This window comes from Streptomyces albofaciens JCM 4342 (genome assembly GCF_008634025.1).
In the GTDB taxonomy this organism is placed as follows: domain Bacteria; phylum Actinomycetota; class Actinomycetes; order Streptomycetales; family Streptomycetaceae; genus Streptomyces; species Streptomyces albofaciens.
Genome location: NZ_PDCM01000001.1, coordinates 3348861 through 3373549, shown reverse-complemented (window position 1 = coordinate 3373549; position 24689 = coordinate 3348861). Strand labels below are relative to the sequence as shown.

Sequence of the window (24689 nt, the reverse complement as noted above, 5' to 3'; positions counted from 1 at the left end):
CTGTGCGCATGACGACGACTCACCAGGACCCGGGCGGCCCGGCGGTGCGCACGGACGCGGCCCGGCCGGACCCGGCCGCCGAGCGGTTCCCCGCGCCACCTGCCCCCACGCCACCGGCCCCGGTGGCCGCGGTCCTGGCGCGGATGCGCGTGGTGGAGGCGACGCTGCCGCCCGCCGACGGCATCGCGGTGTTCAACCGGGTCTACCTCTCCGTCACGGAGGAGATCGCCCGGTGCCTCGGCACGGGCGGCTTCCAGGATTCCGCTACGGCGGGCGAGTTGGACGCGGTGTTCGCCCGGCGCTACCTCGCCGCGGTGGACGCGGCCGGCGCCGGTCTGACCGTCCCGGCCTGCTGGCGCCCGCTGTTCCAGATGCGCCGCCACCCGGGCGTACGGCCCCTCCAGTTCGCGCTGGCCGGGATCAACGCGCACATCGGGCACGACCTGGCGCTGGCCGTGGTGGACACCTGCCACGTACTGGGGTGCGAACCGGGCGCGCTGGCCGCCGACTTCGACCGCGTCGGCGATCTCCTGACAGGGCTGGAGGAGCGCATCCGGGAGAGCCTGATGCCCGGCCCCGACCTGCTGGACGTCGCCGACCCGCTCACCCACCTGGCCGGTTCCTGGAGCCTGGAGATGGCCCGGGACGGCGCCTGGGCGGCGGCCCGGGTGCTGTGGAGCCTGCGCGGCCTGCCCGAGACGGCCGCGGAGTTCACCGAACGGCTCGACTCGGGCGTGGGCCTGGTCGGCCGCTGCCTGCTGACGCCGCTGGGCTGAGGGGTGGGCGGCTCCCGTACGAGGCTGCCGACGGCCCCCGTACCACGTGCCGGCGGGTCCCATACGGAGCTGCCGGCGGGTCCCGTACTACGTGTCGGCGAGTCCCGCACGGAGCTGCGGACGGGTCCCGTACCCACGTGCCGGCAGGTCCCATGCGGAGCTGCCGACGAGCCCCATACCGCCCGCCGACGGGTCCCGTACCACATGCCGTGATGCCGGGCTGCCGGGATGCAGTGATGCCGTACGGGACCCGTTCTCGTCAGTCCTCCGGCAGCTCCACCGGCGCGATCTCGTCGTACACGTCGCCGGGGCCCGGGTTGGCCGCGTCCGTGCTGCCGCCGAAGTGGGTCATCACGCCCCACACCGCGTTGAGCGCGGTCTGCACGGCGCCCTCGGCCCAGCCGGCCGTCCAGGAGATGTCGTCGCCCGCGAGGAAGAGGCCGCGCTTGTCCTCGGGCAGCCGGTCCTGCATGAAGTGGGTGAACAGCCGCCGCTGGTAGCGGTAGTGGCCGGGCAGGTTGGCCTTGAACGCGCCCATGAAGTAGGGCTCGTTCTCCCAGGAGATGGTCACCGGGTTGCCGATGATGTGCTTCCTGATGTCGACCTTCGGGTAGATCTCCGAGAGCGACTTGAGCATGACCTCCATGCGGTCGTTGGCGTTCAGCGGCAGCCACTTGAGGCTGTCGTCGCACCAGGTGTAGGAGAGGCAGATGACGGCCGGCTTGTCGGGGCCGTCGTCGAGCAGGTAGGTGCCGCGGGTCATCCGGTCGGTGAGCGTCATGCTCATCACGTCCCGGCCGGTCTCCTCGTCCTTGTCCAGCCAGAACGGCCGGTCGACCGGGACGAAGAGCTTGGAGGACTCCATGTAGTGGGTGCGCTCCATCGCCGTCCAGTGGTCGATGGGGAACAGCTCGTCGTCGCAGGCGATCTTCGACAGCAGCATCCAGGACTGCGCGGTGAACACGGCCGCCTCGTACGTACGGATGTCGCCGTCGGCGTCGGTGACGGTGATGCGGTTGCCGGCCGTACGGTGCAGCCGGGTGACCGCCGGGCGCGGCGTGCCGTCGTGCAGGGAGGACAGCGAGGTGCCCGGCGCCCAGTGGACGAGCTTCTCCGGCTCGCGCTCCCACAGGCGCAGCGGCAACTGCTGGCTGCCGCCGACGATGCCGCGGTGGTGGTCGTCGGCCTCGGTGTAGACGACGCGCAGGATCTCCAGGATGGAGTTGGGGAAGTCGGTGTCCCAGCCGCCGGTGCCGAAGCCGACCTGGCCGAAGATCTCGCGGTGCCGGAAGGACTTGAAGGCGGTGGAGTCGCAGAGGTACCCGTAGAAGGTCTGGTTGTCGAGCTTCTCGACCAGGCGCGACCAGATCTCCCGGATGCGCGGCACATCGCGCTCACGGATGGCGCGGTTCATGTCGGAGAAGTCCGCGCCCTCCTCCAGGCAGGCGTTCCAGGCGTCCATGACCTGGTGGTAGACCTCGGGCAGGTCCTCGACGGTGCGCGCGTAGTGCGTCTCGCCCTTGAGGTCGACGACGGTCGACGGGGTGTCGGGCGCGAGCGGGTTGGGGAACGGCTTCGTCTTCAGGCCGACGAGGTCGATGTAGTGCTGGAGCGCCGTGGAGGACGGCGGGAAGCGCATCGCGCCCATCTCGGCGGTCAGCCCGGGGTCGCAGCCCTCGAAGCCGACCGTACGCAGTCGGCCGCCTATCTGGTCGGCCTCGTAGACGACGGGCCTGAGGCCCATCTTCATCAGCTCGTAGGCCGTGATGATGCCGGACAGGCCGCCGCCGATGACGGCGACCTCCTTGCCGTGCTCGGTCGCGGGGACCTGGCCGAGGCCCGCCGGGTGGGCGAGGAAGTCGTCGTACGCGTACGGGAAGTCCGGCCCGAACATGGTGATGGGCGGCTGGGCGTCCGCGTGCTGGGCGGCGGTGGGCACAGTCATCGGTACGGGCTCCTTGCAGGCGGTACTGAGGGGGGTGGACGCGCGCGGGCGCGCGGGCAGGCGTGCGGGCGGCGTGGTGGCGCCGCTGTGGGGGCTTCGGGCCGGATGCGGGCCGGCGGGTGTCAGGTCAGCAGGTCAGCGAGCCGTAGAGGCCGGGGCGCCGGTCGGCGAGGTACGGATTGTCCTCCCGCGACCGCTTGAGGAGACCGGCGTCCACCTCGGCGAGGACCAGCTCCTCGCCGCGCCCTGCGCGGGCGCGCACGGTGCCGTCCGGCCCGGCCAGGCAGCTCAGGCCGACGAACTCGAACTCGCCTTCCGGGCCGGTCCGGTTGACGTAGGCGATGTAGAGCTGGCTCTCGAAGGCCCGGACCGGAATCAGCGACTCGGCGACGAACTGGAAGGGGTGCAGCTGGGCGGTGGGCACCAGCAGCAGGTCGGTGCCGGCCAGCGCGTGGGCGCGGACGTTCTCCGGGAACTCCACGTCGTAGCAGATCATCAGGCCGATCCGCAGGCCGCCCAGCTCGGCCTGGACGACCGGCTCGTCGCCCGGCGTGAACCACTCGCGCTCGAAGCAGCCGAAGAGGTGGGTCTTGCGGTAGTTGGCCGACGGCTGCCCTTCGGGTCCGATCAGCTGAGCCGAGTTGTGGACCGTCGCGCCGTCGCGCTCCGGGTAGCCGTAGACCACCGCGATGCCGTGCTCGGCGGCTATTCGGGCCACGGTCCGGGCGGCCGGGCCGTCGGCGGGCTCGGCCAGCCTGTGCAGGTCCTCACCAATAGCGTAGCCGGTCAGGAACAGCTCCGGGCAGACCAGCAGCCCCGCGCCGCCCGCCGCCGCCTCGCGCGCCGCGTCCTCGATGGCCCGCAGGTTGTGCGCGACGTCGCCGGGCCGTCCCGAACTTTGGAGCAGGGCGGTGCGCAGCGACGACATGGGACCCCTCGGAGGACACGTGCGGACGACCGTCGGCCGGCCCGGCACCGTGGCGGTGCGGCCGTGGCCCGGCGATCGGCGGGACGCCTAGACGGTACGGTCCGCCGAACCGCCCGTACAAGGCGTCACCATTGCGTGCCGATGGCTGTTTCGTTGCGTGTTGTACGGCTGATACGGCGATTCGTTGCGCCTGGCGTTGGCCGTGCCGCGGGGCGGGCGGCGCCCGTCCCCGGTACGCCTCCGGGCGCAGGGCGGTTCCTCCGCGCGGCGGAACGGGGATCGCTCCCGGGCCCGATGTGGCGCACCCGGCCGGACGGCATCGTACGAGGCGTCCGGAGAGTCCGGGTGAACGCTCACGATCCCGTCGGGGGGAGATCCGTCATGAACCGTTCGGACCGCCGTCACAGCACCCGCACCACCCACACCAGTCGAACCACCGGTACCACCCGTACCACCGCCCGCAGATACGTCCGGCTCGCCGCCGTCTCGGCCGCGGTCCTGCTGGCCGCGGGGGCGGGCGGCTCCGCGCTCGCCGTACCCCCGCCCGACGCGGCACACCCGGCGCCGCGCGCCGCCGCCGCGCAGAGCGCCCGCCACCAGCCCGACGACGCGCGGCTGTCCGGGTCCGCCAAGCTCCGCCGGACCGACGGCGACGACGTCCGCTTCTCCTTCGACGCGCGCTTCCGCCAGGACGAGACGCCCGACAAAGCGCGGGGCACCTTCGCGTTCCGGCACGTCGGCAAGACGAGGAGCGGCTGGGCGAAGGGCCGTATCGACTGCCTGGTGACGGGTGGCAAGGTCGCGGTGGCCAGCGGCATCGTCACCGCGACCGATGTCGCGAACCTCAAGGGCAAGCGGGTCGGCTTCAGCGTGCACGACCTGGGACCGGGCCGGGCGGACCGGCTCGGCTACAGCTGGGCGTCCACCAACGACCCGACGGTCACCAAGGACCTGCCCAAGTGCGTCAGTTCGGCGCCGTTCGAGACGGTGGAGCGCGGGGACTTCACCGTCGTGCCGTGGGCGGCGCCGGAGAGCTGACCGCGTCCCGCCGCGGGCACACCGGTCGCTGCCCGCGGCGGGCGACGCCGGTCACATGATCGTCCCGCCTACGATGTGACCATGCTCGCGTACGCCCTGCCGGCCCTCTTCTTCGTCCTGTTCCTCGTCGGTGTGCTGCGCGACCGGCGCCGCTTCAGCAACGCCGTCCACCTGGGGCTGACCGTCGTCTTCCTCGTCCCGGTCCTGCTCATGCAACTGCACCGGACACCTACGGCGGTGGCATTGGCGGCCGCCGTGCTCGTCCTCCTGCTGCCCACGGTCGGCGTCCTCGTCCTCGGCGTCTTCCTGATCCTCAACGGCGTGAAGATGGTCCGCAAGGAAGGCCGCAGCCTGGCGAACCTGCTCTCGCTGCTGGCCGGGCTGGGGATCTTCGCGGTGACCGCCCTGCTGATCACCGCCGCCGGCACCGGGTCGCGCACTTTGATCGTGATCTCCGCCACGACCCTGCTGGTCCTCGGCTACATCTCCTTCCTCTTCCTGTGCTTCGTCGGCTACGCGTTCCTCTACGGGCGGCTGCGGGTGCGCCGCAACGCGGACTTCGTGGTGGTGCTGGGCTCCGGGCTGATCGGCGGCACGCGCGTACCGCCGCTGCTGGCCAACCGGCTGGAGCGGGCCCGCGCGGTGTACGAGCGCCAGGCGCGCCGCGGCAACCCGCCGCTGCTGCTCGCCTCCGGCGGCCAGGGCCCGGACGAACAGCTCCCGGAGTCCCGGGCGATGGCGGCCTACCTGACCGAGCGCGGCTTCCCCGCGGACCGCGTCCTGTGCGAGGAGCAGTCCCGCACGACGGAGGAGAACCTGGCGTACAGCAAGGAGATCATGGACCGTACGGTGCCGGACCACCGCTGTGTGATCGTCACGAACAACTACCACGTCCTGCGCGCCGCGATCCTGGCCCGCCGCGCCGGCATCAACGGCCAGGTCGTCGGCGCCCCCACGGCCGCCTACTTCTGGCCGAGCGCCACCATCCGCGAATTCGCCGCGGTCTTCCTCTCCTACAAGCTCGTCAACCTGGGCATCTGCGCCCTGCTCGTCCTGGGCGGGGTGCTGGCGTGGTGGAGCGGCCGGGGCTGAGGGGGCCGCGTGCCGGGGCCGTACGGGATCAGCCGCCGGGCGTCTCGTCGAGGGCGGGCATCGGGGCGCCGCCCGGGTGCCACCGGTCGGGGAACGCGGGCTGCCGGCGTCATGCCGCCATGATCGGGCACTGCGGTCCACCGGCCCGGACAGGGGAGCCCGGACCCGGGGCCCGGGGCCCGGACGGCCGGCGCCGGTTCGCCGGTTCCGGGAGCCGGTGCTCCCTCACCCCGGCGACCCCGAGCTGAACCGGCGCAGCAGCGGTGAGAGGACCAGGACCGACTTGGTGCGTTCCACGAACGGCTCGCCCGCGATGCGTTCCAGTACCCGTTCGAAGTGACGCATGTCGGAGGCGAAGACCTGGACGATGGCGTCCGCCTCACCGGTGACGGTGGAGGCGGACGCCACTTCCGGGTAGCGCGCCAGACCCCGGTGGATGGCGTCCGGCGAGGTGTTGCGGCGGCAGAACAGCTCGATGAACCCCTCGGTCTCCCAGCCCAGCGCCGCCGGGTCCACCCGGACGGTGAACCCGGTGATGGCGCCCTCGGCCCGCAGCCGGTCCACCCGGCGTTTGACCGCCGGGGCGGAGAGTCCGACCTCCGCCCCGATGTCGGCGTAGGAGCGGCGGGCGTCCTCCGCCAGGGCGTGGACGATGCGCTGGTCGAGTTCGTTCATCTGTCGCACTGCGGGTGGATCACTTCTCTGCGGTGGCCAATCGGGAACGGCGCATGCCGTAGACGAAGTAGACCACGAGCCCGACGACCATCCAGACACCGAAGACCACCCAGGTGACCGGGCCGAGGCTGCTCATCATGTACAGGCACAGCAGGAAGCCGATCGCGGGGAAGACCGGCGCCAGCGGCGTGCGGAAGGAGCGCGGCATGTCCGGCTTGGTGAAGCGCAGCACGATCACCGCGATGTTGACCAGCGCGAAGGCGAAGAGCGTGCCGATGCTGGTGGCGTCGGCGAGCTGGCCCAGCGGGATGGCGGCGGCCAGGATGCCGCAGAACAGCGAGACGAGCACGGTGTTGGTGCGCGGCGCGCCGGACTTCGGGTGGACCTTGGAGAACACCTTCGGCACCAGGCCGTCGCGGGACATCGCGAACAGGATGCGGGTCTGGCCGTAGAGGACCGTCAGGACGACGCTGGCGATGGCGATGACGGCGCCGGCGGCCAGCAGCACGGACCAGAAGCCCTGCCCGGTGACCTCCTTCAGGATGCCGGCGAGCGCGGCCTCCGAGCCCTCGAAGTTCTTCCAGGGGCGGGCGCCCACGGCCACGGCGGCGACCAGGCAGTACAGCGCGGTGACGATGATCAGAGAGAGCATGATCGCGCGCGGCAGGTCCCGCTGCGGGTCCTTGGCCTCCTCGCCCGCGGTGGAGGCGGCGTCGAAGCCGATGTACGAGAAGAAGAGCGTGGCCCCGGCGCCGCTGACGCCGGCGATGCCCAGCGGCATGAAGTTGGCGTAGTTGCCGGAGCTGATGCCCTGGGCGGCGACACCGCAGAACAGCAGCAGCGCGACGATCTTGACGCCCACCATGATCGCGTTGGCGCGGGCGCTCTCCTTGGCGCCGCCCAGCAGGAAGACCATGGCCAGCATGACGACGATCAGCGCCGGGAGGTTGAAGACCCCGCCGTCGCCGGGCGGCGCGGACAGCGCGTCGGGGAGGGTGACGCCGATGGTGCCGGACAGCAGCTCGTTGAGGTACTGGCCCCAGCCGACCGCGACGGCCGCGACCGAGACGCCGTACTCCAGGATCAGGCACCAGCCGCAGACCCAGGCGACCAGCTCGCCGAGCGTGGCGTAGGCGTAGGAGTACGACGAGCCGGAGACCGGGATGGAGCCGGCCAGCTCCGCGTAGGACAGCGCGGAGAACAGGGCGGTGACACCGGCGATGACGAACGAGAGGATCACGGCGGGGCCGGCCTTGGGCACCGCGTCGCCGAGGACGACGAAGATGCCGGTGCCCAGCGTGGCACCGATGCTGATCATGGTCAGCTGCCACATGCCCATCGAACGGCGGAGGGTGCCGCCCTCCCCCTGGCCGCCCTCGGCCACCAGCCGTTCGACGGGCTTGCGCCGCATCAGCCGGGCACCGAGGCCCCCGGGGGGAGAGGGTGGCCGGGGGTCGCTGCCCGCCGCGGGCGGGGCTGCGCCGTGCTCCAACACAGGGGTGGCTCCTTCATCGCTGCCGGTCATGGTGGCGGACGACCGACAGCGGTCCCCGTGCGCGGGTACGACGAAACAACCCGCGACAAGGAAGGGGGAACCGCCGAGCAGGCGGTCCCCGCCACTCCACGTACAGCGCATGACTGTACGGGGCGGTTATGAGCTGCCGTAATGCAGGTTCCTTGCGCAACCGTGAACATTTGTTGCGCACCTGGTCCGCGAGCGGTCGTTCGTTGCACACAAACGACAAATCTCATCGGGTGGACGTTCCCGCACAACCCGCCGCACAAACGCGTCCGGCCCCGCACCGAGACGATCGGTGCGGGGCCGGACGGCCGTGCTTCCCCCAGGTCCGGGGCGGTGGGGGATCAGCTCCAGCTGGCGTGCAGCGGCTTGCCCTCCGCGTAGCCCGCGGCGCTCTGCACGCCGACGACGGCCTTCTCCGCGAACTCCTCCAGGGAGGCCGCGCCCGCGTACGTGCAGGAGCTGCGGACGCCCGCGATGATCGAGTCGATCAGGTCCTCGACGCCGGGGCGGGCCGGGTCGATGAACATCTTCGAGGTGGAGATGCCCTCCTCGAAGAGGGCCTTGCGCGCCCGGTCGTACGCCGATTCCTCACTCGTACGGTTGCGGACCGCACGCGCCGAGGCCATGCCGAAGCTCTCCTTGTACGGACGGCCGTCGGCGGTGTGCTGGAGGTCGCCGGGCGACTCGTACGTACCGGCGAACCAGGAGCCGATCATGACGTTGGAGGCGCCGGCGGCCAGCGCCATCGCCACATCGCGCGGGTGGCGCACGCCGCCGTCCGCCCAGACGTGCTTGCCGTACTTCTTCGCCTCGGCGGCGCACTCCAGGACGGCGGAGAACTGCGGGCGGCCCACGCCGGTCATCATGCGGGTGGTGCACATGGCACCCGGGCCCACGCCGACCTTGATGATGTCCGCGCCGGCCTCGATGAGGTCGCGCACGCCGTCGGCGGCGACGATGTTGCCGGCCACGATCGGCACCTGCGGGTCCAGCGCCCGTACGGCCTTGACCGCGCTGATCATCGACTCCTGGTGGCCGTGCGCGGTGTCCACGACGAGGGTGTCCACGCCGGCCGCCAGCAGGGCCTTGGCCTTGCCGGCCACGTCGCCGTTGATGCCCACGGCGGCGGCGATGCGCAGCTTGCCGTCGGCGTCCGTGGCGGGCTTGTAGAGGGTCGCGCGAAGGGCGCCCTTGCGGGTCAGGATGCCCGCCAGCATGCCGTCCGCGTCGACCGCCGGGGCCAGCTTGCGGTTGGCGGCGTCGAGCCGGTTGAACGCCTCGCGCGGGTCGATGTCCGCGTCCAGGACCAGCAGGTCCTTGGACATGACCTCGGCGACCTGCGTGAAGCGGTCCACGCCGGTCAGGTCGTGCTCGGTGACGATGCCGACCGGGCGGCCGCCCTCGACGACGATCCCGGCGCCGTGCGCCCGCTTGGGCAGCAGCGCCAGGGCGTCCGCGACGGTGGAGACCGGGGACAGCACGATCGGCGTGTCCAGGACCAGGTGACGGCGCTTGACCCAGCCGACGACGTCGGTGACGACCTCGATCGGGATGTCCTGCGGGATGACCACCAGGCCGCCGCGGCGGGCCACGGTCTCGGCCATCCGGCGGCCGGCGATGGCGGTCATGTTGGCGACCACCAGCGGGATGGTCGTGCCGGTGCCGTCCGGCGAGGCCAGGTCCACGCCCTGGCGGGAGCCGACCGCGGAGCGGCCGGGCACCATGAACACATCGTCGTACGTCAGGTCGTACGGCGGCTTGGCATCGTTCAGAAACTTCATACTGGCTCTCTCACCTGCGGATTCACTGCTCGGGCGGGTGGGGAGTCAGCTAACGGACCGGCACCGGCCAGGCAGCGGCTCCTAGGACATCATCCCTGATGAGTACGGCTCGGGGCGAACCGGTGTTCCCACCGACCCTCCTTCCCGCCCCCGCCGGAGCGCCGTCGAGGCCCGCGGTGGGAACTCTCACACACCGCGATTTCGTTACTCTCCGTAGCGGAGATTGCCGGTCTTCCATGGTGCGGACGGCCGGTCACCTGCAGTTCGACAGCGATCCGACCATATGACAGATCCGTAGGTTCTCCCTGGCCAGCAGGTGGGTAGAACCGTGTACAGGCCGCTTCGGGTGTCGATCCGCCGGGGCCACCGGGCCGACGGGAGCCTGGGCGATCACTTCGCAAATGAATACGTACAGTAACCACGATGCGTGATGGCGCCGGCCGGCCGAGGCGGGCCCGCCTCGGCCGTGGGGGAAGGGGAGGACATGCGCGAAGTCCGACAGGGCGCCCTGCTGCTGTTCACGGCCCTGGCCGGGGCCGCCGTCGCGGCCGGGGACCTGGCGCTGGGACCGGACGTCAGCCTGGCCGGGCTGCTGATGATCGGCCCGCTGGTCGCCGCCACGAGACTCGAAGGGGCGTGCACGGCCGCGGTCTCGTTCGCCGCCCTGCTCCTGGGCGTGGCCGTCGCCGCACACGAGCACACCGTCGGCCGCCCCGGCCAGCTGCTGTCCCTGACCGTGCTCGCCGCCGCCGCGGCCTACGCGACCTGGGCCTCCGACCGGCAGGCCGCGCTGGACAGCCAGCTCGCCGGGGTCGCGGCCGCCGCGCAGCGCGCGATCCTGCGGCCCACCTCCTTCCGGGTCAGCGGCGCCTCGGTGTGCGCCCGCTACCGCTCCGCCGCGCCGCGCGCCGTCATCGGCGGCGACCTGTACGCCTTCGCCGACACCCCGAGCGGCCTGCGGGTGCTGATCGGCGACGTCCGCGGCAAGGGCCTGGAGGCGGTCCGCCTGTCCGCGGCGGCCATAGGGCACTTCCGCGACTGCGCCTACACCCGCAGCAACCTCGCCGAGGTGGTCGAGGAGGCGGACCGGCGGCTGATCGACGACCTCGGCCCGGAGGACTTCATCACCGCCGTGATCGCCGAGATATCCCCGGGCCGGCTGCGGCTGGTCAACTGCGGGCACCACCCGCCCCTGCACCTGCCCGCCGCCGGCCCGCCGGTCCTGCTCACCCCGGCCGAACCGACCACGCCCATCGGGCTGTATCCGATGCCCCGCGTCCAGGAGGTGGAACTGTCCCCCGGCGACCGGCTGCTGCTCTACACGGACGGCCTCGCCGAGGCCCGGGACCCCGACGGCACGATGATCGACCTGGCCGGCCTGCTGCCGGCCTGCTCGCTGCCCGATCTCAACGACGCGATCGAGGCGGTGCTGTCGACGATGTGCCGGCACACCCACGGCGCCCAGGACGACGACGTCGCCCTCGTCTTGGTCGAGCTGGAGCCGAGCCTGCCCCGGCAGCACCACGCCCGCACCCCGCCCGCCGTCACGGCCACCAGCGCCGAGCGCCCCGGCGGCGCCCGTGAACCGGCCTGCCCCTCGCCCTCGGCCGCGGTGTCCGACTGACGCGCGGCCACTGCCCTGCCTCTGCCCGGCCCGGCCCTGCCTCTCCCCCGCCTCCGCACCGCCGCTGACGCCGGCCGCCTTTTGCCGCCTTCTGCCGCCACCTGCCGCCACCTGCCGCCATGATCCGCTCGCTGTTCTGCTCGCTGACCCGCTCACCGACCCGCCCCTCGGGCCGTTCCCCTCCCCCGGTCCGGGGCGGGCGGGCCCACCAGCTCCCCCAGTACGTCCGTCATGGTGACGAAGCCGAGCACCGCGCCCTGTTCGCCGCCGACCGCGGCCAGTTGCGTGCCGGCCGCCCGCATCGTGGTCAGGGTGTCGTCCAGCGGGGTGTCGCGGTGTACGCGTGGCACCGGGCGCAGTGCCTCCCGGGGGAACGGCCGGTCGCGCTCGGCGACGCCGAGGGTGTCCTTGATGTGCAGGTAGCCGAGGACCGTACCGGCCGGTCCGGTGACCGGGAGCCGGGAGAACCCGGCGCGGGCCGCGGTCCGTTCCAGCTCGTCCGGGGTCACCCGCTGATCGACGGTGACCATCTCCGACAGGGGGACGAGCAGATCGCCGACCGGCCGCTGCCCCAGTTCCAGCGCGTCCCGCAGGCGCTCGCCGCCGGTGTCGGACAGCAGCCCGGCGTGCCGGGAATCCTGCACGATACGGGCGAGTTCCTCGTCCGTGAAGGCGGCGGCGACCTCGTTCCGGGGCTCGATCCGGAAGAGCCGCAGCAGCGTGTTGGCAAGGGCGTTGATGCTCACGACGACGGGGCGCAGCGCGCGGGTGAGGGCCACCAGCGGTGGCCCCAGCAGCAGCGCGGAGCGCTCGGGCGCGGCCAGCGCGACGTTCTTGGGAACCATCTCCCCGACGAGCATGTGCAGATACGTGGCCAGGGCCAGCGCCAGGACGAACGCGACCGGATGCACGAACCCGTGCGGGACGCGCACCGCCGTGAAGACCGGCTCGGCGAGGTGCGCGATGGCGGGTTCGGCCATCGCGCCGAGCAGCAACGAGCAGGTGGTGACGCCCAGTTGGGCGGTGGCAAGCATCTCGGAGAGGTGCTCCAGGCCCCACAGCACCCGCTCGGCCCGCCGGTCCCCGCCCCTGGCGCGCGGCTCGACCTGACTGCGCCGTACGGAGATCATCGCGAATTCGCCGCCGACGAAGAAGGCGTTGCCGACCAAGGTCAGCGCGGCGACGGCCAGTTGGACGGCGGTCATGCCCGCTCCCTCCCGCCGTCGTCGGCCCGGGCCACCGGCGAGGACGAAGCGGCAGGCGCGGCCAGCCGTACCCGCTCGGCCCGGTGTCTGCGTACGTCCAGCACCGTCAGCCGCCAGCCCCCGGCGCCCACCTCGTCACCGGGCTCCGGAATCCGCCCCAGCCGGGTCGCCAGCAGTCCGGCCAGCGTCTCGTACGGCCCTTCGGGCACCTCCAGGCCGATCCCGGCCAGCCCGTCCAGGCGCACCCCGCCGTCCGCCTGCCAGGACCGCGCCCCGGTCCGCAGCAGGTCCGGGCCCTCGACCGGGTCGTGCTCGTCCCGCACGTCGCCGACCATCTCCTCGACGATGTCCTCCAGGGTGACGATCCCGGCCGTACCGCCGTACTCGTCGATCACCACGGCCATCGTCCGGACGGTGCGCAGCCGGTCCAGCAGCCGGTCGACGGGCAGCGACTCCGGCACCAGTACCGGGTCGGTGGCCAGCTCCGCGACGCTGGTGGCGGTCCGCCGCGCGGGGTCGAGGGCGAGGACGTCACGGATGTGGACGGTGCCGATGACCTCGTCCAGACCGCCCCGGTACACCGGGAAGCGGGACAGGCCGGTGGCCAGGGTGAGCGTGGCCGCGTCGGCGGCGGTGGCCCGTGCCTCCAGGGCGCGCACGTCGACGCGCGGCGTCATGACGTTCTGGGCCGTCAGCTCGCCCAGGTGCAGTGTGCGTACGAACAGTTCCGCCGAGTCGGCGGGCAGGGCACCCTCCTGGGCCGAGTACCGGGCGAGCGCGACCAGTTCGGCCGGGCTGCGGGAGGACTCCAGTTCCTCGGTGGGCTCCAGACCGAAGCGCCGGACGATCCGGTTGGCGGCCCCGTTCAGGTGGCGGATGAACGGCGCGAAGACGGCGCTGAAGACGCGCTGCGGGCCGGCCACCAGCCGGGCCACGGCCAGCGGCCGGGAGATCGCCCAGTTCTTGGGCACCAGTTCGCCGACGACCATCAGCACCACGGTGGACACCCCCACCCCCAGCGCCGACGCGACACCGGGTGCCACCGTGCCCGGCAGCCCGGCCGCCGCCAGCGGGCCGCGCAGCAGCGCCGCCAGTGACGGCTCCGCCAGCATGCCGATGACCAGCGAAGTCACGGTGATGCCCAGTTGGGCGCCGGACAGCTGGAACGCGAGCGCGCGCACCGCGCTCAGCACCCCCTCGGCGCCCCGCTCCCCCGCCTCCGCCGCGCGCTCCACCTCGCTGCGTTCGACCGTCGTCAGCGAGAACTCCGCCGCCACGAAGACGGCGCAGGCCAGCGTGAGCGCCCACGCCACCAGTAGGAGCAGCACCTCGGCCACCGCGTCACCTCCCGCCGCACCTCGGTGCCCGGAGGGGGGCGGGTGAAACCTCGGAGGGGAGGGGACGGAACGGGGAGCGTTCGAGGGGTGGCGGGTTCGTCGGTGCCGGTTCGGGCATGGTCGTACGTCCGTATCGGTTCGGGGCGTGGCCGTACGTCCGTAACGGTTCGGGGCGTGGCCGTACGTCCGTAACGGTTCAGGATGCGGCCGTACGTCCGCATCGGTTCGGGGCGCGGCCGTACATCCGCATCGGCTCACGTTGCGGCCGTACATCCGCACCGCTTCAGGGCGCGGCCGTACATCCGCATCGGTTCGGGGCGCGGCCGTACGTTTGCACCGCCGTTTGCACCGCTTCAGGATGCGGCCGTACGGCTCCGCCCCCGCAGCCACCCGTGCACCGCCCAGGCGCACCCGGCGCCCACCGCGTACCAGATCAGATCCGGCGCGTTGAAGGTCGAGCCGAGCACCAGGCGTGCCACCGCGCTGCGCCGGGACAGCTCCGCCGGTACGCCGCTGAGCTGCGCGAACTCCACCGCCCAGCTGAAAGCCAGGGCCACCCCGGCCGCGACCGGCGGCCGGACGCGCGGCGCGGCGAGTACGACCAGCGTCTGCACCAGCACGGTGTACAGCGCGTCCCCCGCGTACTTGGCGACCTCCGGCCCCAGTCCGGCGCGCGCCGCCCCGGCCCGCACACCGAGCCCCGCGGCGACCGTCAGCAGCGCCGCCACGCCCGCCACCAGGCGCGTCCGGGCCACGCCGTACCCCCGCGCTCCCCCGTTCGTCACTCCGCCGGGGCCCCCGGCTCCCGGCCCCGCGCCATCACGACGGCCAGCCCGGTGTCGGTGTCGCGCCAGAAGCCCACCGCATCCGCGATGACCTCCTCCGCGATGCTCCAGTCGTCCGGTGCGGCAGCCGCGTACCCCTGCCAGCCGCACACCACCAGCACCCGGCCGCGGTCCGCCGGGCACCACGACAGGTCGGTCAGGCAGTCCGCGAGCGCGTCCCAGTTACGGCCGAACCAGTCGGGCAGCCTTAGCGCCCGTGCGCAGCGGTCCATGAAGTCCGCCTTGTCCGTCACCCCTTCGAGGTCGAGCAGCGCACCGTGCCACCCGGCGGCGCGCGCCGCGTCCAGCGCTTCCCGCGCGGGCCGGTCGTGCGGCCAGGGCACCACCCCGGGGGGCGTACGGCCGTCGAGGACCGCCGCGAGCGGCCGGGGTACGGGAGCCGTCATCGGAGCACCGCCTTGAAAGTCCGGTAGTGGTCATCGGTGTAGTACGTCTCGTGGCTGTCGCCGGTCACGATCCGGCGCGCGCCGCGGTCCTTCGAACCCGGGGTGGGAACCGTGTACTCGTGGTAGTAACCCCGCTTCTGCGGGGGCAGCCGCCGCTCGTGGTTGCCGAAGACCGTGCCGTCCTTCGGGTACGGGAACGGGCCCTTCGCGTCGATCAGCCGCAGTGTCTCGCGGGCCTGCGCGGGCAGCCGTCCGGCCGGTACGGTCGCCATGCCGCGCGCCCACTCCGGCGCGGTGGCGCTCCCCGAGGGCGCCCCGTGCGTGGGCTTCGCGCTCCCCTGCCCGCCACCGCCTCCGGAGCAGCCGGACACCAACAGCAGAACGCAGGCCAGCAGCGCGGCGAGCACGCCGACGGCCGCACGGGAAGCGGAACGGATCACCATGCGCCGATGCTGTCACAGGGCGGCACGGGGTGCGCGCCCGCGTCCGTACAAGATCATATTCTGGCGCGCGAAGGGCTCGGGAGACGTCCGGGTCCGCCTGCTCGGGAGCCGTCCGGGTCCGTTCGCTCAGCAGCGGGTCCGTCCGATCAAGAGCCGTCCGATTCCGCCTGTTAAGGAGCCGTTCGGGTCCGCCCGATCAGGAGCCGTCCGGATCCGCCCGCTCAGGAGCCGTGCGGGTCCGCCCGCTCAGGAGCCGTCCGGGTCCGTCCGCTCCAGCGCCGGGCGCGGGCCGGGGCCCGTTTCCAGCAGCAGATGATCGGCGGCGGCTGTGTCCGTCACCAGGCTGGTCACCAGCCCGGAGCGCAGCACCGCGCCGATCGCCGCCGCCTTGCGCCGGCCGCCCGCGATCGCCACGACCTCGGGAATGCGGCGCAGCCGGTCCGCCTCGACGGTGATGCACCGCTCGCCCAGGTCCCGCCCGATCCGGCGGCCCTCGGCGTCGAAGAGGTGCGCGGACATCTCGGCGGCGGCGCCCAGCGAGGCGTAGTGCTCCCGCTCCTGCTCCGTGAGCATGTCGTAGACGGTGGAGATGCCCGGCGCCCAGGAGCCGATGGAGACACAGGCGACGGTGACCTTGTCGAAGTACTCGAAGGCGCGGGCGATGCCGGTCTGGCCGCGCAGCGCGGCGGCGGTCGCCGGGTCGGGCAGCAGCATCGGCGCGTAGATGGGGTGCGCCTCACCGCCGGAGACGTCGGCGGCCCGGCGCACCGCCTCGACCGAGCCGCGGTCCGCGGTGCCGGCGTCGTACACGCCGGTCAGCTGCACGACCGTGCACGGCGGGAGGCGGTGCAGGGCGGCCGCCATGTGGATCGTGGACCGGCCCCAGGCGAGACCGAGAACGTCCCCCTCGGTCACCAGTTCTCCCAGCAGGTCGGCCGCGACCTCGCCGAGGTTCTCCGGGTCCGGGGCGTCGTCGGCCGCGTCGGCGGGCGACTCCACCACGACCGCGTGCCGCAGGCCGTAGCGGGCCCGCAGCGCGTCGGAGCGTTCGGCGTCCAGCTCGGCCGGGACGCGGATCTCGATCCGTACGAGGTCACGCTCCAGCGCCGTCTCCAGCACCCGGGCGACCTTGAAACGGCTGACGCCGAACTCCTCGGCGATCTGGATCTTGGACTTGCCCTCTAGGTAGAAGCGGCGGGCCATGGCCGCGGCCTGCACCAGCTCGGCGGGGCCCATTGCGGACTGTGGGCGGCTGGCAACCACGAGATTCTCCCCTTGTGCGCACCTGATCGAGTCTTTGCTCATCCTTGCAGAAACCCGAGGTGGTCGGGGACCATCACCGCCCTGGTCATCGTGAACGCTCGATGGCGGTGACACCAAGAAACACCGGCGTGCGGGTCCGTGCGCGCGGCCCGGGCACACCACGTGAGGCGCCGGCGCCCGCGGCCGGCCGAACCGCGGGCGCACCTGTGTCAGTGGGCCACGTCAGCGGGCCGCGTCAGTGGGCGCAGGCCCAGTCGGCCTTGGCCGTCGCGGACTCGGCCTGCGCGCGCAGCTCGCGCACCGCCTTGGCCGGGTCGTCCGCCCCGTACACCGCGGAACCCGCCACGAAGACGTCCGCGCCGGCCTCCGCGCACCGCTCGATCGTGGACGCCGAGACACCGCCGTCCACCTGCAGCCACATCTCCAGGCCGTGCTTGGAGATCAGCTCCCGCGTCCGGCGGATCTTCGGCAGCATGATGTCCAGGAACGCCTGCCCGCCGAAACCGGGCTCCACGGTCATGATCAACAGCATGTCCAGCTCGGGCAGCAGATCCTCGTACGGCTCGATCGGCGTGGCCGGCTTCAGCGCCATCGAGGCCCGCGCCCCCTTGGCCCGGATCTCCCGCGCGAGCCGTACGGGCGCGGCCGCCGCCTCCGCGTGGAAGGTCACCGAACCGGCACCGGCCTCGATGTACTGCGGCGCCCACCGGTCCGGGTCCTCGATCATCAGATGCAGATCGAGCGGAGTGTCCGTCGCCTTGCTCAGCGCCTCGACGACCGGAGCACCCAGCGTCAGGTTCGGCACGAAGTGGTTGTCCATCACATCGACATGCAGCCAGTCGGCGCCCTCGACGGCCTTCGCCTCTTCGGCGAGCCGGGCGAAGTCTGCGGACAGGATGCTGGGGTTGATCAAGGCCATGCCTCCAGTATGTCCTGCCGCCCACGCGGAGCCGAAGCGGGTGGGCGGGGCGGGGCGCGAGACGGGGCGGGGCTCGCGGGGGCGGGCCACCCGCCGGGCGCGACCGGCCGCCCCGCGATCGACCGGCTGCCCCGCGATCGACCGGCTGCCGGGCTGCCGGGCCAACGGGCTACCGGCCGATGGGCCATGAGTCACCGGCCCACCGGCGCACCGGTAAAAAACCATCGGCTTCCCGCGCATTTCACCCGCTCCGGACGGACCGATCGCGGCTATCTCAGCAATTTGAGGAAATCCGCCTGCCCCGTCCCGGGATACCTGTTGTCGACGACGGGCTCGGAAGACATGTGCTCAAGGCCGGGATCGTCGTCCGGGGCTTCGTTCCCCTGCTTGTTGCCCGGGAGGTCGGCACTGCCGCAGTGATTGAGCGGACTGCCGAAGGGAATTTGGCCGAGCAGGCCGGCGGCGCTGCCGGTGCCGTGCGTGGCGGCCCCGTGTGCGGCGGTGCTCGGCCCGTTCATGCAGGTGTTGTTGTGCGACGGCGACCCGATGACGATGATTCCGCCCGCCGCCGCGGGGGCCCCGGTCGCGAACGTGGTCCCGACGGCTGTTGCGGCGACGGCGAGCGGCGTGACGATCTTACGAGCGATCATGCTCCTACGAACGAAGACGCAGGTAGCAGGTAACGCACATTCATCGCGCCCGGAAACGGCTTACCGGAAAGTCCCCGGCCCCCGCTCAGCGTTTTTCCTGTTTCCGCCCGCCCATTCCCGGCCGTTCAATTGCCGCGCACGCCTCCGCTGAAGCACATATCGGCGATCGCGACAGTCCCGTCGCCTTACGCCGTCCGCCGCAGCAGCGCCAGATACATCGCGTCCGTACCGTGCAGATGCGGCCACAGCTGTACGTCCGGGCCGTCGCCCAGCGCGGGTACGTCCGGCAGCAGCGGGCGGGCGTCGATCCATTCCACGGTCACGTCCGGGCCGCCCCGCCCCTTGAGGACGTCCTCGACCACGGCGCGCGTCTCGGCCAGGTGCGGCGAGCAGGTCGCGTAGCCGACCACACCGCCGACGCGGACCGAGACCAGGGCCTGGCGCAGCAGTTCACGCTGGAGCGGGGCGAAGCCGTCCAGGTCCTCCGGGCGGCGGCGCCAGCGGGCCTCCGGGCGCCGCCGGAGGGCGCCGAGGCCGGTACACGGGACGTCCATCAGGACGCGGTCGAAGGAGCCGGGGCGCCACGGCGGGCGGGTGCCGTCGGCCGCGATGACCTCGTACGGGCCGGGGTTGCCCGCCAGCGAACGCGCCACCAGGCGGGCGCGGTGCGGCTGCTTCTCGGAGGCGAGCAGCCGGGCGCCGCGCTGCGCGGCGAGCGCGCCCAGCAGCGCGGCCTTGCCGCCCGGCCCCGCGCAGCCGTCCAGCCAGGCGCGGTCCGTGCCTTCGAGGGGCGCGTTGGCCAGGGCCATCGCGACGAGCTGGCTGCCCTCGTCCTGGACACCGGCCCGGCCCTCCCGTACCGCGTCCAGGGCGCCGGGCTCACCGCCCTCGGCGAGCCGTACCGCGTACGGGGACCAGCGGCCCGGCAGGGCGCTCTCCTCCCCCACGGCCTCGATCAGTTCCTCGGGGGTGGACCGCCCGGGCCGGGCCACGAGCGTGACCTCGGGCCGGTCGTTGTCGGCCGCCAGCAGGTCCTCCATGCCCGCGCGCCCGCCGCCGAGGGAGTCCCAGAGCGCCGAGACGACCCACCGGGGGTGCGCGTGCACGATCCCCAGGTGCTCCTCCGGATCCTCGTCGTACTCCGGGGCGACCCGCTCCAGCCACCCGTCCAGGTCGTCCGCGGCGATCTTCCGCAGGACGGCGTTGACGAACTTCGCGCGCCCGTCGCCCAGCACGACGCGGGCCAGCTCGACACTGGCGCTCACCGCGGCGTGCGTCGGGATGCGCGTGCCGAGCAGCTGGTGCGCGCCGAGCGAGAGCACGTCCAGGACCGGCGGGTCCACCTCCCGCAGCGGCCGGTCCACGCACCGCGTGATGATCGCGTCGTACGTGCCCTGCCACCGCAGCGTGCCGTACACCAGCTCGGTGGCCAGCGCCGCGTCCCGGCCGTCGAAGTCCCCGTTCTCCCGCGCCTTGCGCAGCATCGGCGGCAGCACCAGGTTCGCGTACGCGTCCCGCTCGTCGACGGCCCGCAGCGCCTCGAAGGCGAGTATCCGGACCGGGTCCTTACGGGGGCGGCGATAGGGCTTGCTGGGACGACGCGACTGGCCACTCACGGGAAATGTGCTCCGCTGCTGTACGGGAAGAGGTTCGAACCCCAGCCTACGTGGCGACCCGGAAGGCCGCGGCGGCCGGCGGGGCCGTGACGCCGGGGCCGCCGGGACCGTGACCGGCGGGGCCGCCGGGGCCGTGACCGCCGGGGCCGCCGGGACCGTGATCGGCGGCCGGCCCCCTGCCCCTCGGCCCCCGCGTACCTAGTCCCTGCCCTGCCTGCCCTGCCCCCGGACCCCTGCGTACCTAAGTCCCTGCCCCCGGGCTCCTGCGTACCTAAGTCCCTACTCTCGGGCCCCTACTTACCTGAGTCCCTGCCCTCGGGCCACTCCTTACCCGAGCCCCTGCTCTCGGGCCCCTGAGTGCCTGCCCCGGGCTCCTGAGTCCCTGCCCCAGGCCATAAGTCCCAGCTCTCGGGCGATTGGGTTCCGGGATCCCCGCCCTGATCCCCTCCCTCAGTCCCCCAACCGCTCCGCGTCCCCGATCCGCACCCCGCGCGCCCAGTCCGCGCCGCGCATCGGCTTCTTGCCCTGCGGCTGCACCCACAGCAGTTCCACCGCGTGGCTGCCCGTACCGGCGTACACGGCCTTCTTGGTGACGGCCAGTTCGCCCGGCGCCAGATCCGTACGGTCGGACACCTGACTCACCGACATCAGCTTCAGCCGCTCACCGCGGAACAGCGTCCACGCGCCGGGCGCGGGGGCGCACCCGCGCACGACCCGGTCCACCCGGAGGGCGGGCGCCGTCCAGTCCACCTTCGCGTCCTCGACCTCAAGTTTGGGCGCGAGGGTGACGCCCTCGGACGGCTGCGGCACCGGCTGCAGCGTGCCGTCCTCGATGCCGTCCATGGTGGCGGCCAGCAGCCCCGCCCCGGCGAGGGACAGGCGGGTCAGCAGGTCGCCGCTGGTGTCGGTCGGCCGTACCTCCTCCGTGATCACCCCGAAGACCGGCCCGGAGTCCAGCCCTTCCTCGATCCGGAACGTGGAGGCCCCGGTCATCTCGTCGCCGGCCAGCACCGCGTGCTGCACCGGCGCCGCGCCGCGCCACGCGGGCAGCAGCGAGAAGTGCAGGTTGACCCAGCCGTGCGCGGGGATGTCCAGGGCCACCTTGGGCAGCAGCGCCCCGTAGGCGACGACCGGGCAGCAGTCCGGCGCGATCTCCCGCAGCCGGGCGAGGAAGTCCTCGTCGCGCGGCTTCGCGGGCTTGAGCACCTCGATGCCGGCCTCCTCGGCGCGCTGGGCGACCGGGCTGGCGACCAGCCGGCGCCCTCGGCCGGCGGGGGCGTCGGGCCGGGTGACGACGGCGACGACCTCGTGCCGGTCCGAGGCGATCAGGGCATCCAGGGCGGGTACGGCGACCTCGGGGGTGCCGGCGAAGACGAGCCTCATGGGTGGCGTACTACCTCTCACACGCTGCGGAACGGCGCTCCAGTCTTGCGGAACGGCGCTCCAGTCTATGGGCCACCCCTTCGAAGGAACGCGAGGCTCCGAGCCACCCCTTCGAGGGGGCGCGCGAACAGACGCGCTCCCCACATTGGAGCCTGTACGCCCCCATACCGTGACCAGAGCCACTGCTGTTGCGTTGGTCAAGCAGCATTGACCGAGCCGGGCCGCCCTCGCGGCCCGCTCGTTTACCTGCTTTGTCACGTTCCTATGCACATCCAACGCCGGTTCGAGAGGCTTGTTCATGGCCGACCACGCAACCCACGACGCCCAGGCGCGCGCCAGCCTGCACCTACTGGTACGGGACATCGAGCGGGTCCGCCGGCAGGTGGACGCCCTGCGCACCCTGACCGCTCAGCTCGGCAACGTCTACCGGCCGCGGCGCACCGGCCCGTCCGCCGGCTTCGTCGTCTACGGGCGCGCCCCCGCCCCGACCGTACGTCTCGCCCAGGAACTGCGCGACAGCGTCGAAACCCTCGTCACGGCGGCGGTGGACTTCGACCGCTCGCTGGGCTTCTCCTGGGATGCGGTGGGATCGGCCCTCGGCGTCACGAAACAGGCCGTACACCGCCGTTACGGCGCCCGCCGCTCCGCCACCCAGCCCGGCACCGAGGCGGGCGAAGGCGTCCGTACGGCCGAGCCGTCCGCCGCCCGCCCCCTGGCCGTCTCCCCCGGCCTGCCGAGCGCGCCGTCGGTGCCCGCTGCCCGTACGCTCCCGGGCCAGTCCCCGGTCCCGTCCCGGGAAGAGGCCCGCCCCGGCGCCTTCCCCGGCCCCCGCAACGGCTGACCATCCCGTACCCCGCCCCGGCCCCTCCCCCGGGGCGGCTCCGTTCCTCACCTCACCTCACCTCACCCATACAGCCGCGCACGCACAGCGCAGTGCACCGCTGGCGGCGCTTGCCGCAGTGCCCCGCTGACGGCGCTTGCCGCAGTGAACCGCTGACGGCGCTTGCCGCAGTGAACCGCTGACGGCGCTAGCCGCAGTGCATCGCCGGCCGCGCTAGCCGCAGTGAACCCCCGGTGGCGCTTGCAGCCCGACGGCACTTGCAGCCCCGGCGGCTCCACCCCCGGGCCAGGGTCCCTCACCCAAGATCCGGCGGATCCACCCGTACCCAGACCGCCGCCCCCTCCCGCTTGACCAGCCGCGCCGCCTGCGCCGTCTTGAGGGCCGCCGCCAGTGCGGCGCCCTGGCCGGGGCGGACCCGTACCAGCGCCCGGTCCCATTCCTCCCCGGGCGGCGGGTCCCCCGGCCGGCGCGGGCGCCCCGCGTCGGGCGCCGGTACGGGTACGGGACCCAGCACCTCGGCGCCCTCCGGGAGCCGGGCCGCGGCCAGCATCTCCGCCACGTCCTCGGGACGGCCCGTCACCGACGCCATCCGGGACACCGGCGGAAAGCCCAGCTCGGCGCGTTCCGCCAGCTCGCGCACCGCGTGTCCGGCCGGGTCCCACCGCACCAGCGCCTGTACGGGGCGCAGCGTCGCCTCCGCGATGACCGCGACCGTGCCGCCCTCGGCATGGCCCCGTACCAGCGACGCGGCCTGGAGCCAGCGCCGCAGCGCCTCCTCCCCGGCCCGCAGGTCAGGCCGGCTCAGCAGCGCCCAGCCGTCCAGCAGCAGCGCGGCGGCGTACCCGCCCTCGGCGACCGGCTCCGCGCCCGGCGTACTCACCACCAGAGACGGCGCACCGGGCACCGTGTCCAGGACATGATCACGCCCCGACGTCCGCACCGGCACGGCCGGGAACGCCCGTCCCAGTTCCTCCGCCGTCCGCCGCGCACCCACGACCTGGGCCCGCAGCCGGGTGCCCCCGCACTCCCCGCAGTGCCAGTCAGCCTCCTCGCGCCCGCACCAGCCGCACCGCAGCTCGCCCGCGTCGCGTGCCTCCAGCGGCCCCGCGCACGCCCGGCACCGCGCGGGCTCCCGGCAGCGCTCACACGCCAGGCGCGGTACGTAGCCCCGCCGCGGCACCTGCACCAGCACCGGCCCGTGCTTGAGCCCCTCGCGCACCACCTGCCACGCCAGCGTCGGCAGCCGCGCGGCCCGCGCCGCCGCGTCCCGGGCCTCGTCGGCGTCGCCGACCGTACGCACGAGCGGCGCCGCGGCCCGTACCTGCTCCCGATCGGCCGTCAACGGCCGCGCCCACCCCGTCTCCACCAGCTGCGCCGCCTCGACCGTGCAGCTCAGCCCGCCCAGCAGGAACCCGGCCCGCTCGGTCACCGCCCGCTGCAACAGCACTTCCCGCGCGTGGGGCTGCGGCGCGTGCGGATCACTGTGGCTCCCGTCCCCGTCATCCCAGATGACGGCCAGCCCCAGATCCCGCACCGGCGCGAACATCGCCGCCCGCGTCCCGATCACCGCCCGCACCGCGCCGCGGCTGACCGCCAGCCACCGCCGATACCGTTCCTCGGGCCCGGCGTCGGCACTCAGCACCACATGCCGCCCGGCCCCGACCAGCTCCTCCAACGCCGCGTCCACCCGCGCGGCGGCCCGTCCGTCCGGCAGTACGGCCAGCGCCCCGCGCCCGGACGCCATCGCGGCGGCCATCGCCCGCGCCAGCTCCTGCGGCCAGTGCGGCCCCGGCAACGCAGTCCACACGGCCCGCGGCGACTCCCCGCGCCCCAACGCCGCCAAAAAGCCGGGACCCGCCGCGTACCTCCCCCAACTCCCGGTTTCGGGCATGGCGTTCGGCGGCAACGGGGCCCCGGACTCCTCCCCCTCCACCTTCGCCCGCCGCGGCGGCACCGCCAGCTGCACCACATCCGCGAGCGTGCCCGCATACCGGTCGGCAACGGCCCGGCACAGCCCCAGCAACTCCGGCGTCAGCACCCGCTCGGGCGACAGCACCTGCGCGATCGGCGCGAGCACCCCCCGGAACTCGCTCTCCGCCACCCGCTCCACCACGAACCCGTTGACCAGCTTCCCCCCTTCCCGCCGGCCCCCCTTCTCCCCGGCCCCGAACCGCACCCGAACCCGCACCCCGGGCTGCGCCTCCGCGTCCATCGCCGCCGGCACCGCATAGTCGAAATACCGGTCGAGATGCACCAGCCCCTTGTCCACCAGCACCCGCGCCACCGGCAGCTCCTCCGCCAACTCGGCCCCCCGCCAAGTCCGCGGCCGCGCCCGCTCCGCCTTCCGCCCCCGCACCGCCTCCCGAATCAGCGCAAGCTGCTCAGCGCCCGCGCTGTGGTCATCGTCTTTCCTGGTCACG

The 24689-nt window shown here is 73.2% G+C and carries 21 protein-coding genes; 5 read left to right on the top strand and 16 right to left on the bottom strand.

What is annotated here, in order from left to right:
• Window positions 1-8: 8 nt before the first annotated feature.
• Window positions 9-776, top strand: a complete 768-nt coding sequence (locus tag CP973_RS15185) for a DUF5995 family protein (RefSeq protein ID WP_280119006.1) — start codon at window positions 9-11, stop codon at window positions 774-776.
• A 259-nt stretch (window positions 777-1035) separates the two neighbouring features.
• Here the strand turns inward: CP973_RS15185 and CP973_RS15180 are convergent, their stop codons facing one another.
• Window positions 1036-2721, bottom strand: a complete 1686-nt coding sequence (locus CP973_RS15180) for a flavin monoamine oxidase family protein (RefSeq protein ID WP_150241019.1) — start codon at window positions 2719-2721, stop codon at window positions 1036-1038.
• 127 nt (window positions 2722-2848) lie between these two features.
• On the bottom strand, window positions 2849-3649 hold the full coding sequence (locus CP973_RS15175; protein ID WP_150241017.1) for a carbon-nitrogen hydrolase family protein: 801 nt from the start codon (window positions 3647-3649) through the stop codon (window positions 2849-2851).
• Window positions 3650-4030: 381 nt separating this feature from the next.
• On the opposite strand from CP973_RS15175, the gene CP973_RS15170 reads away from it, so the two are divergent.
• Together CP973_RS15170 and CP973_RS15165 are read left to right on the top strand one after the other, a co-directional pair.
• Window positions 4031-4687 (top strand): hypothetical protein, encoded by a 657-nt coding sequence (locus CP973_RS15170; protein ID WP_244409502.1) that lies wholly within the window; start codon window positions 4031-4033, stop codon window positions 4685-4687.
• Window positions 4688-4768: 81 nt separating this feature from the next.
• A complete protein-coding gene (locus CP973_RS15165; RefSeq protein WP_150241016.1) occupies window positions 4769-5779 on the top strand; it encodes a YdcF family protein in 1011 nt (336 codons plus the stop codon).
• A gap of 225 nt (window positions 5780-6004) precedes the next feature.
• Here the strand turns inward: CP973_RS15165 and CP973_RS15160 are convergent, their stop codons facing one another.
• The 3 genes from CP973_RS15160 to CP973_RS15150 all read right to left on the bottom strand — a co-directional run bounded on the left by CP973_RS15160 (window position 6005) and on the right by CP973_RS15150 (window position 9757).
• Window positions 6005-6454 carry an Lrp/AsnC family transcriptional regulator gene (locus CP973_RS15160; RefSeq protein ID WP_003982694.1) on the bottom strand — a complete coding sequence of 150 codons (450 nt, stop codon included), beginning with the start codon at window positions 6452-6454 and terminating at the stop codon, window positions 6005-6007.
• Window positions 6455-6473: 19 nt separating this feature from the next.
• The gene (locus CP973_RS15155; protein WP_150241014.1) at window positions 6474-7949 is read right to left on the bottom strand and encodes an amino acid permease; all 1476 of its coding nucleotides are present in this window, start codon (window positions 7947-7949) and stop codon (window positions 6474-6476) included.
• A 368-nt stretch (window positions 7950-8317) separates the two neighbouring features.
• Window positions 8318-9757 carry a GuaB1 family IMP dehydrogenase-related protein gene (locus CP973_RS15150; RefSeq protein ID WP_150241012.1) on the bottom strand — a complete coding sequence of 480 codons (1440 nt, stop codon included), beginning with the start codon at window positions 9755-9757 and terminating at the stop codon, window positions 8318-8320.
• A 484-nt stretch (window positions 9758-10241) separates the two neighbouring features.
• Here CP973_RS15150 and CP973_RS15145 point away from each other — a divergent pair, with 484 nt between their 5' ends.
• On the top strand, window positions 10242-11381 hold the full coding sequence (locus CP973_RS15145) for a PP2C family protein-serine/threonine phosphatase (RefSeq protein WP_150241010.1): 1140 nt from the start codon (window positions 10242-10244) through the stop codon (window positions 11379-11381).
• 152 nt (window positions 11382-11533) lie between these two features.
• Here the strand turns inward: CP973_RS15145 and CP973_RS15140 are convergent, their stop codons facing one another.
• From CP973_RS15140 to fmt, 10 genes are all read right to left on the bottom strand, one after another.
• Window positions 11534-12586 (bottom strand): hemolysin family protein, encoded by a 1053-nt coding sequence (locus CP973_RS15140; protein ID WP_150241008.1) that lies wholly within the window; start codon window positions 12584-12586, stop codon window positions 11534-11536.
• Window positions 12583-13923, bottom strand: coding sequence for a hemolysin family protein (locus CP973_RS15135; RefSeq protein WP_150241006.1), 1341 nt, complete (start codon window positions 13921-13923; stop codon window positions 12583-12585). The genes CP973_RS15140 and CP973_RS15135 overlap by 4 nt, the downstream gene beginning before the upstream one ends.
• A 353-nt stretch (window positions 13924-14276) precedes the next feature.
• Window positions 14277-14678, bottom strand: a complete 402-nt coding sequence (locus CP973_RS15130) for a ribosomal maturation YjgA family protein (RefSeq protein WP_244409500.1) — start codon at window positions 14676-14678, stop codon at window positions 14277-14279.
• A gap of 26 nt (window positions 14679-14704) precedes the next feature.
• Window positions 14705-15154, bottom strand: coding sequence for a barstar family protein (locus CP973_RS15125; RefSeq protein ID WP_150241002.1), 450 nt, complete (start codon window positions 15152-15154; stop codon window positions 14705-14707).
• Entirely contained in the window at window positions 15151-15597 is a 447-nt protein-coding gene (locus CP973_RS15120) for a guanyl-specific ribonuclease (protein WP_150241000.1), read from the bottom strand. The genes CP973_RS15125 and CP973_RS15120 overlap by 4 nt, the downstream gene beginning before the upstream one ends.
• Before the next feature lie 246 nt (window positions 15598-15843).
• Window positions 15844-16833, bottom strand: a complete 990-nt coding sequence (locus CP973_RS15115; protein WP_150243601.1) for a sugar-binding transcriptional regulator — start codon at window positions 16831-16833, stop codon at window positions 15844-15846.
• Between the two features lie 262 nt (window positions 16834-17095).
• A complete protein-coding gene (gene rpe / locus CP973_RS15110) occupies window positions 17096-17779 on the bottom strand; it encodes a ribulose-phosphate 3-epimerase (RefSeq protein ID WP_150240998.1) in 684 nt (227 codons plus the stop codon).
• 269 nt (window positions 17780-18048) lie between these two features.
• Window positions 18049-18429, bottom strand: a complete 381-nt coding sequence (locus CP973_RS15105) for a hypothetical protein (protein WP_150240996.1) — start codon at window positions 18427-18429, stop codon at window positions 18049-18051.
• Between the two features lie 185 nt (window positions 18430-18614).
• Window positions 18615-20045 (bottom strand): RsmB/NOP family class I SAM-dependent RNA methyltransferase, encoded by a 1431-nt coding sequence (locus CP973_RS15100; protein ID WP_150240994.1) that lies wholly within the window; start codon window positions 20043-20045, stop codon window positions 18615-18617.
• A 450-nt stretch (window positions 20046-20495) separates the two neighbouring features.
• Window positions 20496-21428, bottom strand: a complete 933-nt coding sequence (gene fmt / locus CP973_RS15095; RefSeq protein ID WP_150240992.1) for a methionyl-tRNA formyltransferase — start codon at window positions 21426-21428, stop codon at window positions 20496-20498.
• 298 nt (window positions 21429-21726) lie between these two features.
• Between fmt and CP973_RS15090 the strand changes: the two genes are divergently transcribed.
• Entirely contained in the window at window positions 21727-22269 is a 543-nt protein-coding gene (locus CP973_RS15090) for a hypothetical protein (RefSeq protein WP_150240990.1), read from the top strand.
• Window positions 22270-22564: 295 nt separating this feature from the next.
• On the opposite strand, the gene CP973_RS15085 is transcribed toward CP973_RS15090, so the two are convergent.
• The gene (locus CP973_RS15085) at window positions 22565-24688 is read right to left on the bottom strand and encodes a primosomal protein N' (protein WP_150240988.1); all 2124 of its coding nucleotides are present in this window, start codon (window positions 24686-24688) and stop codon (window positions 22565-22567) included.
• Window position 24689: the final 1 nt, after the last annotated feature.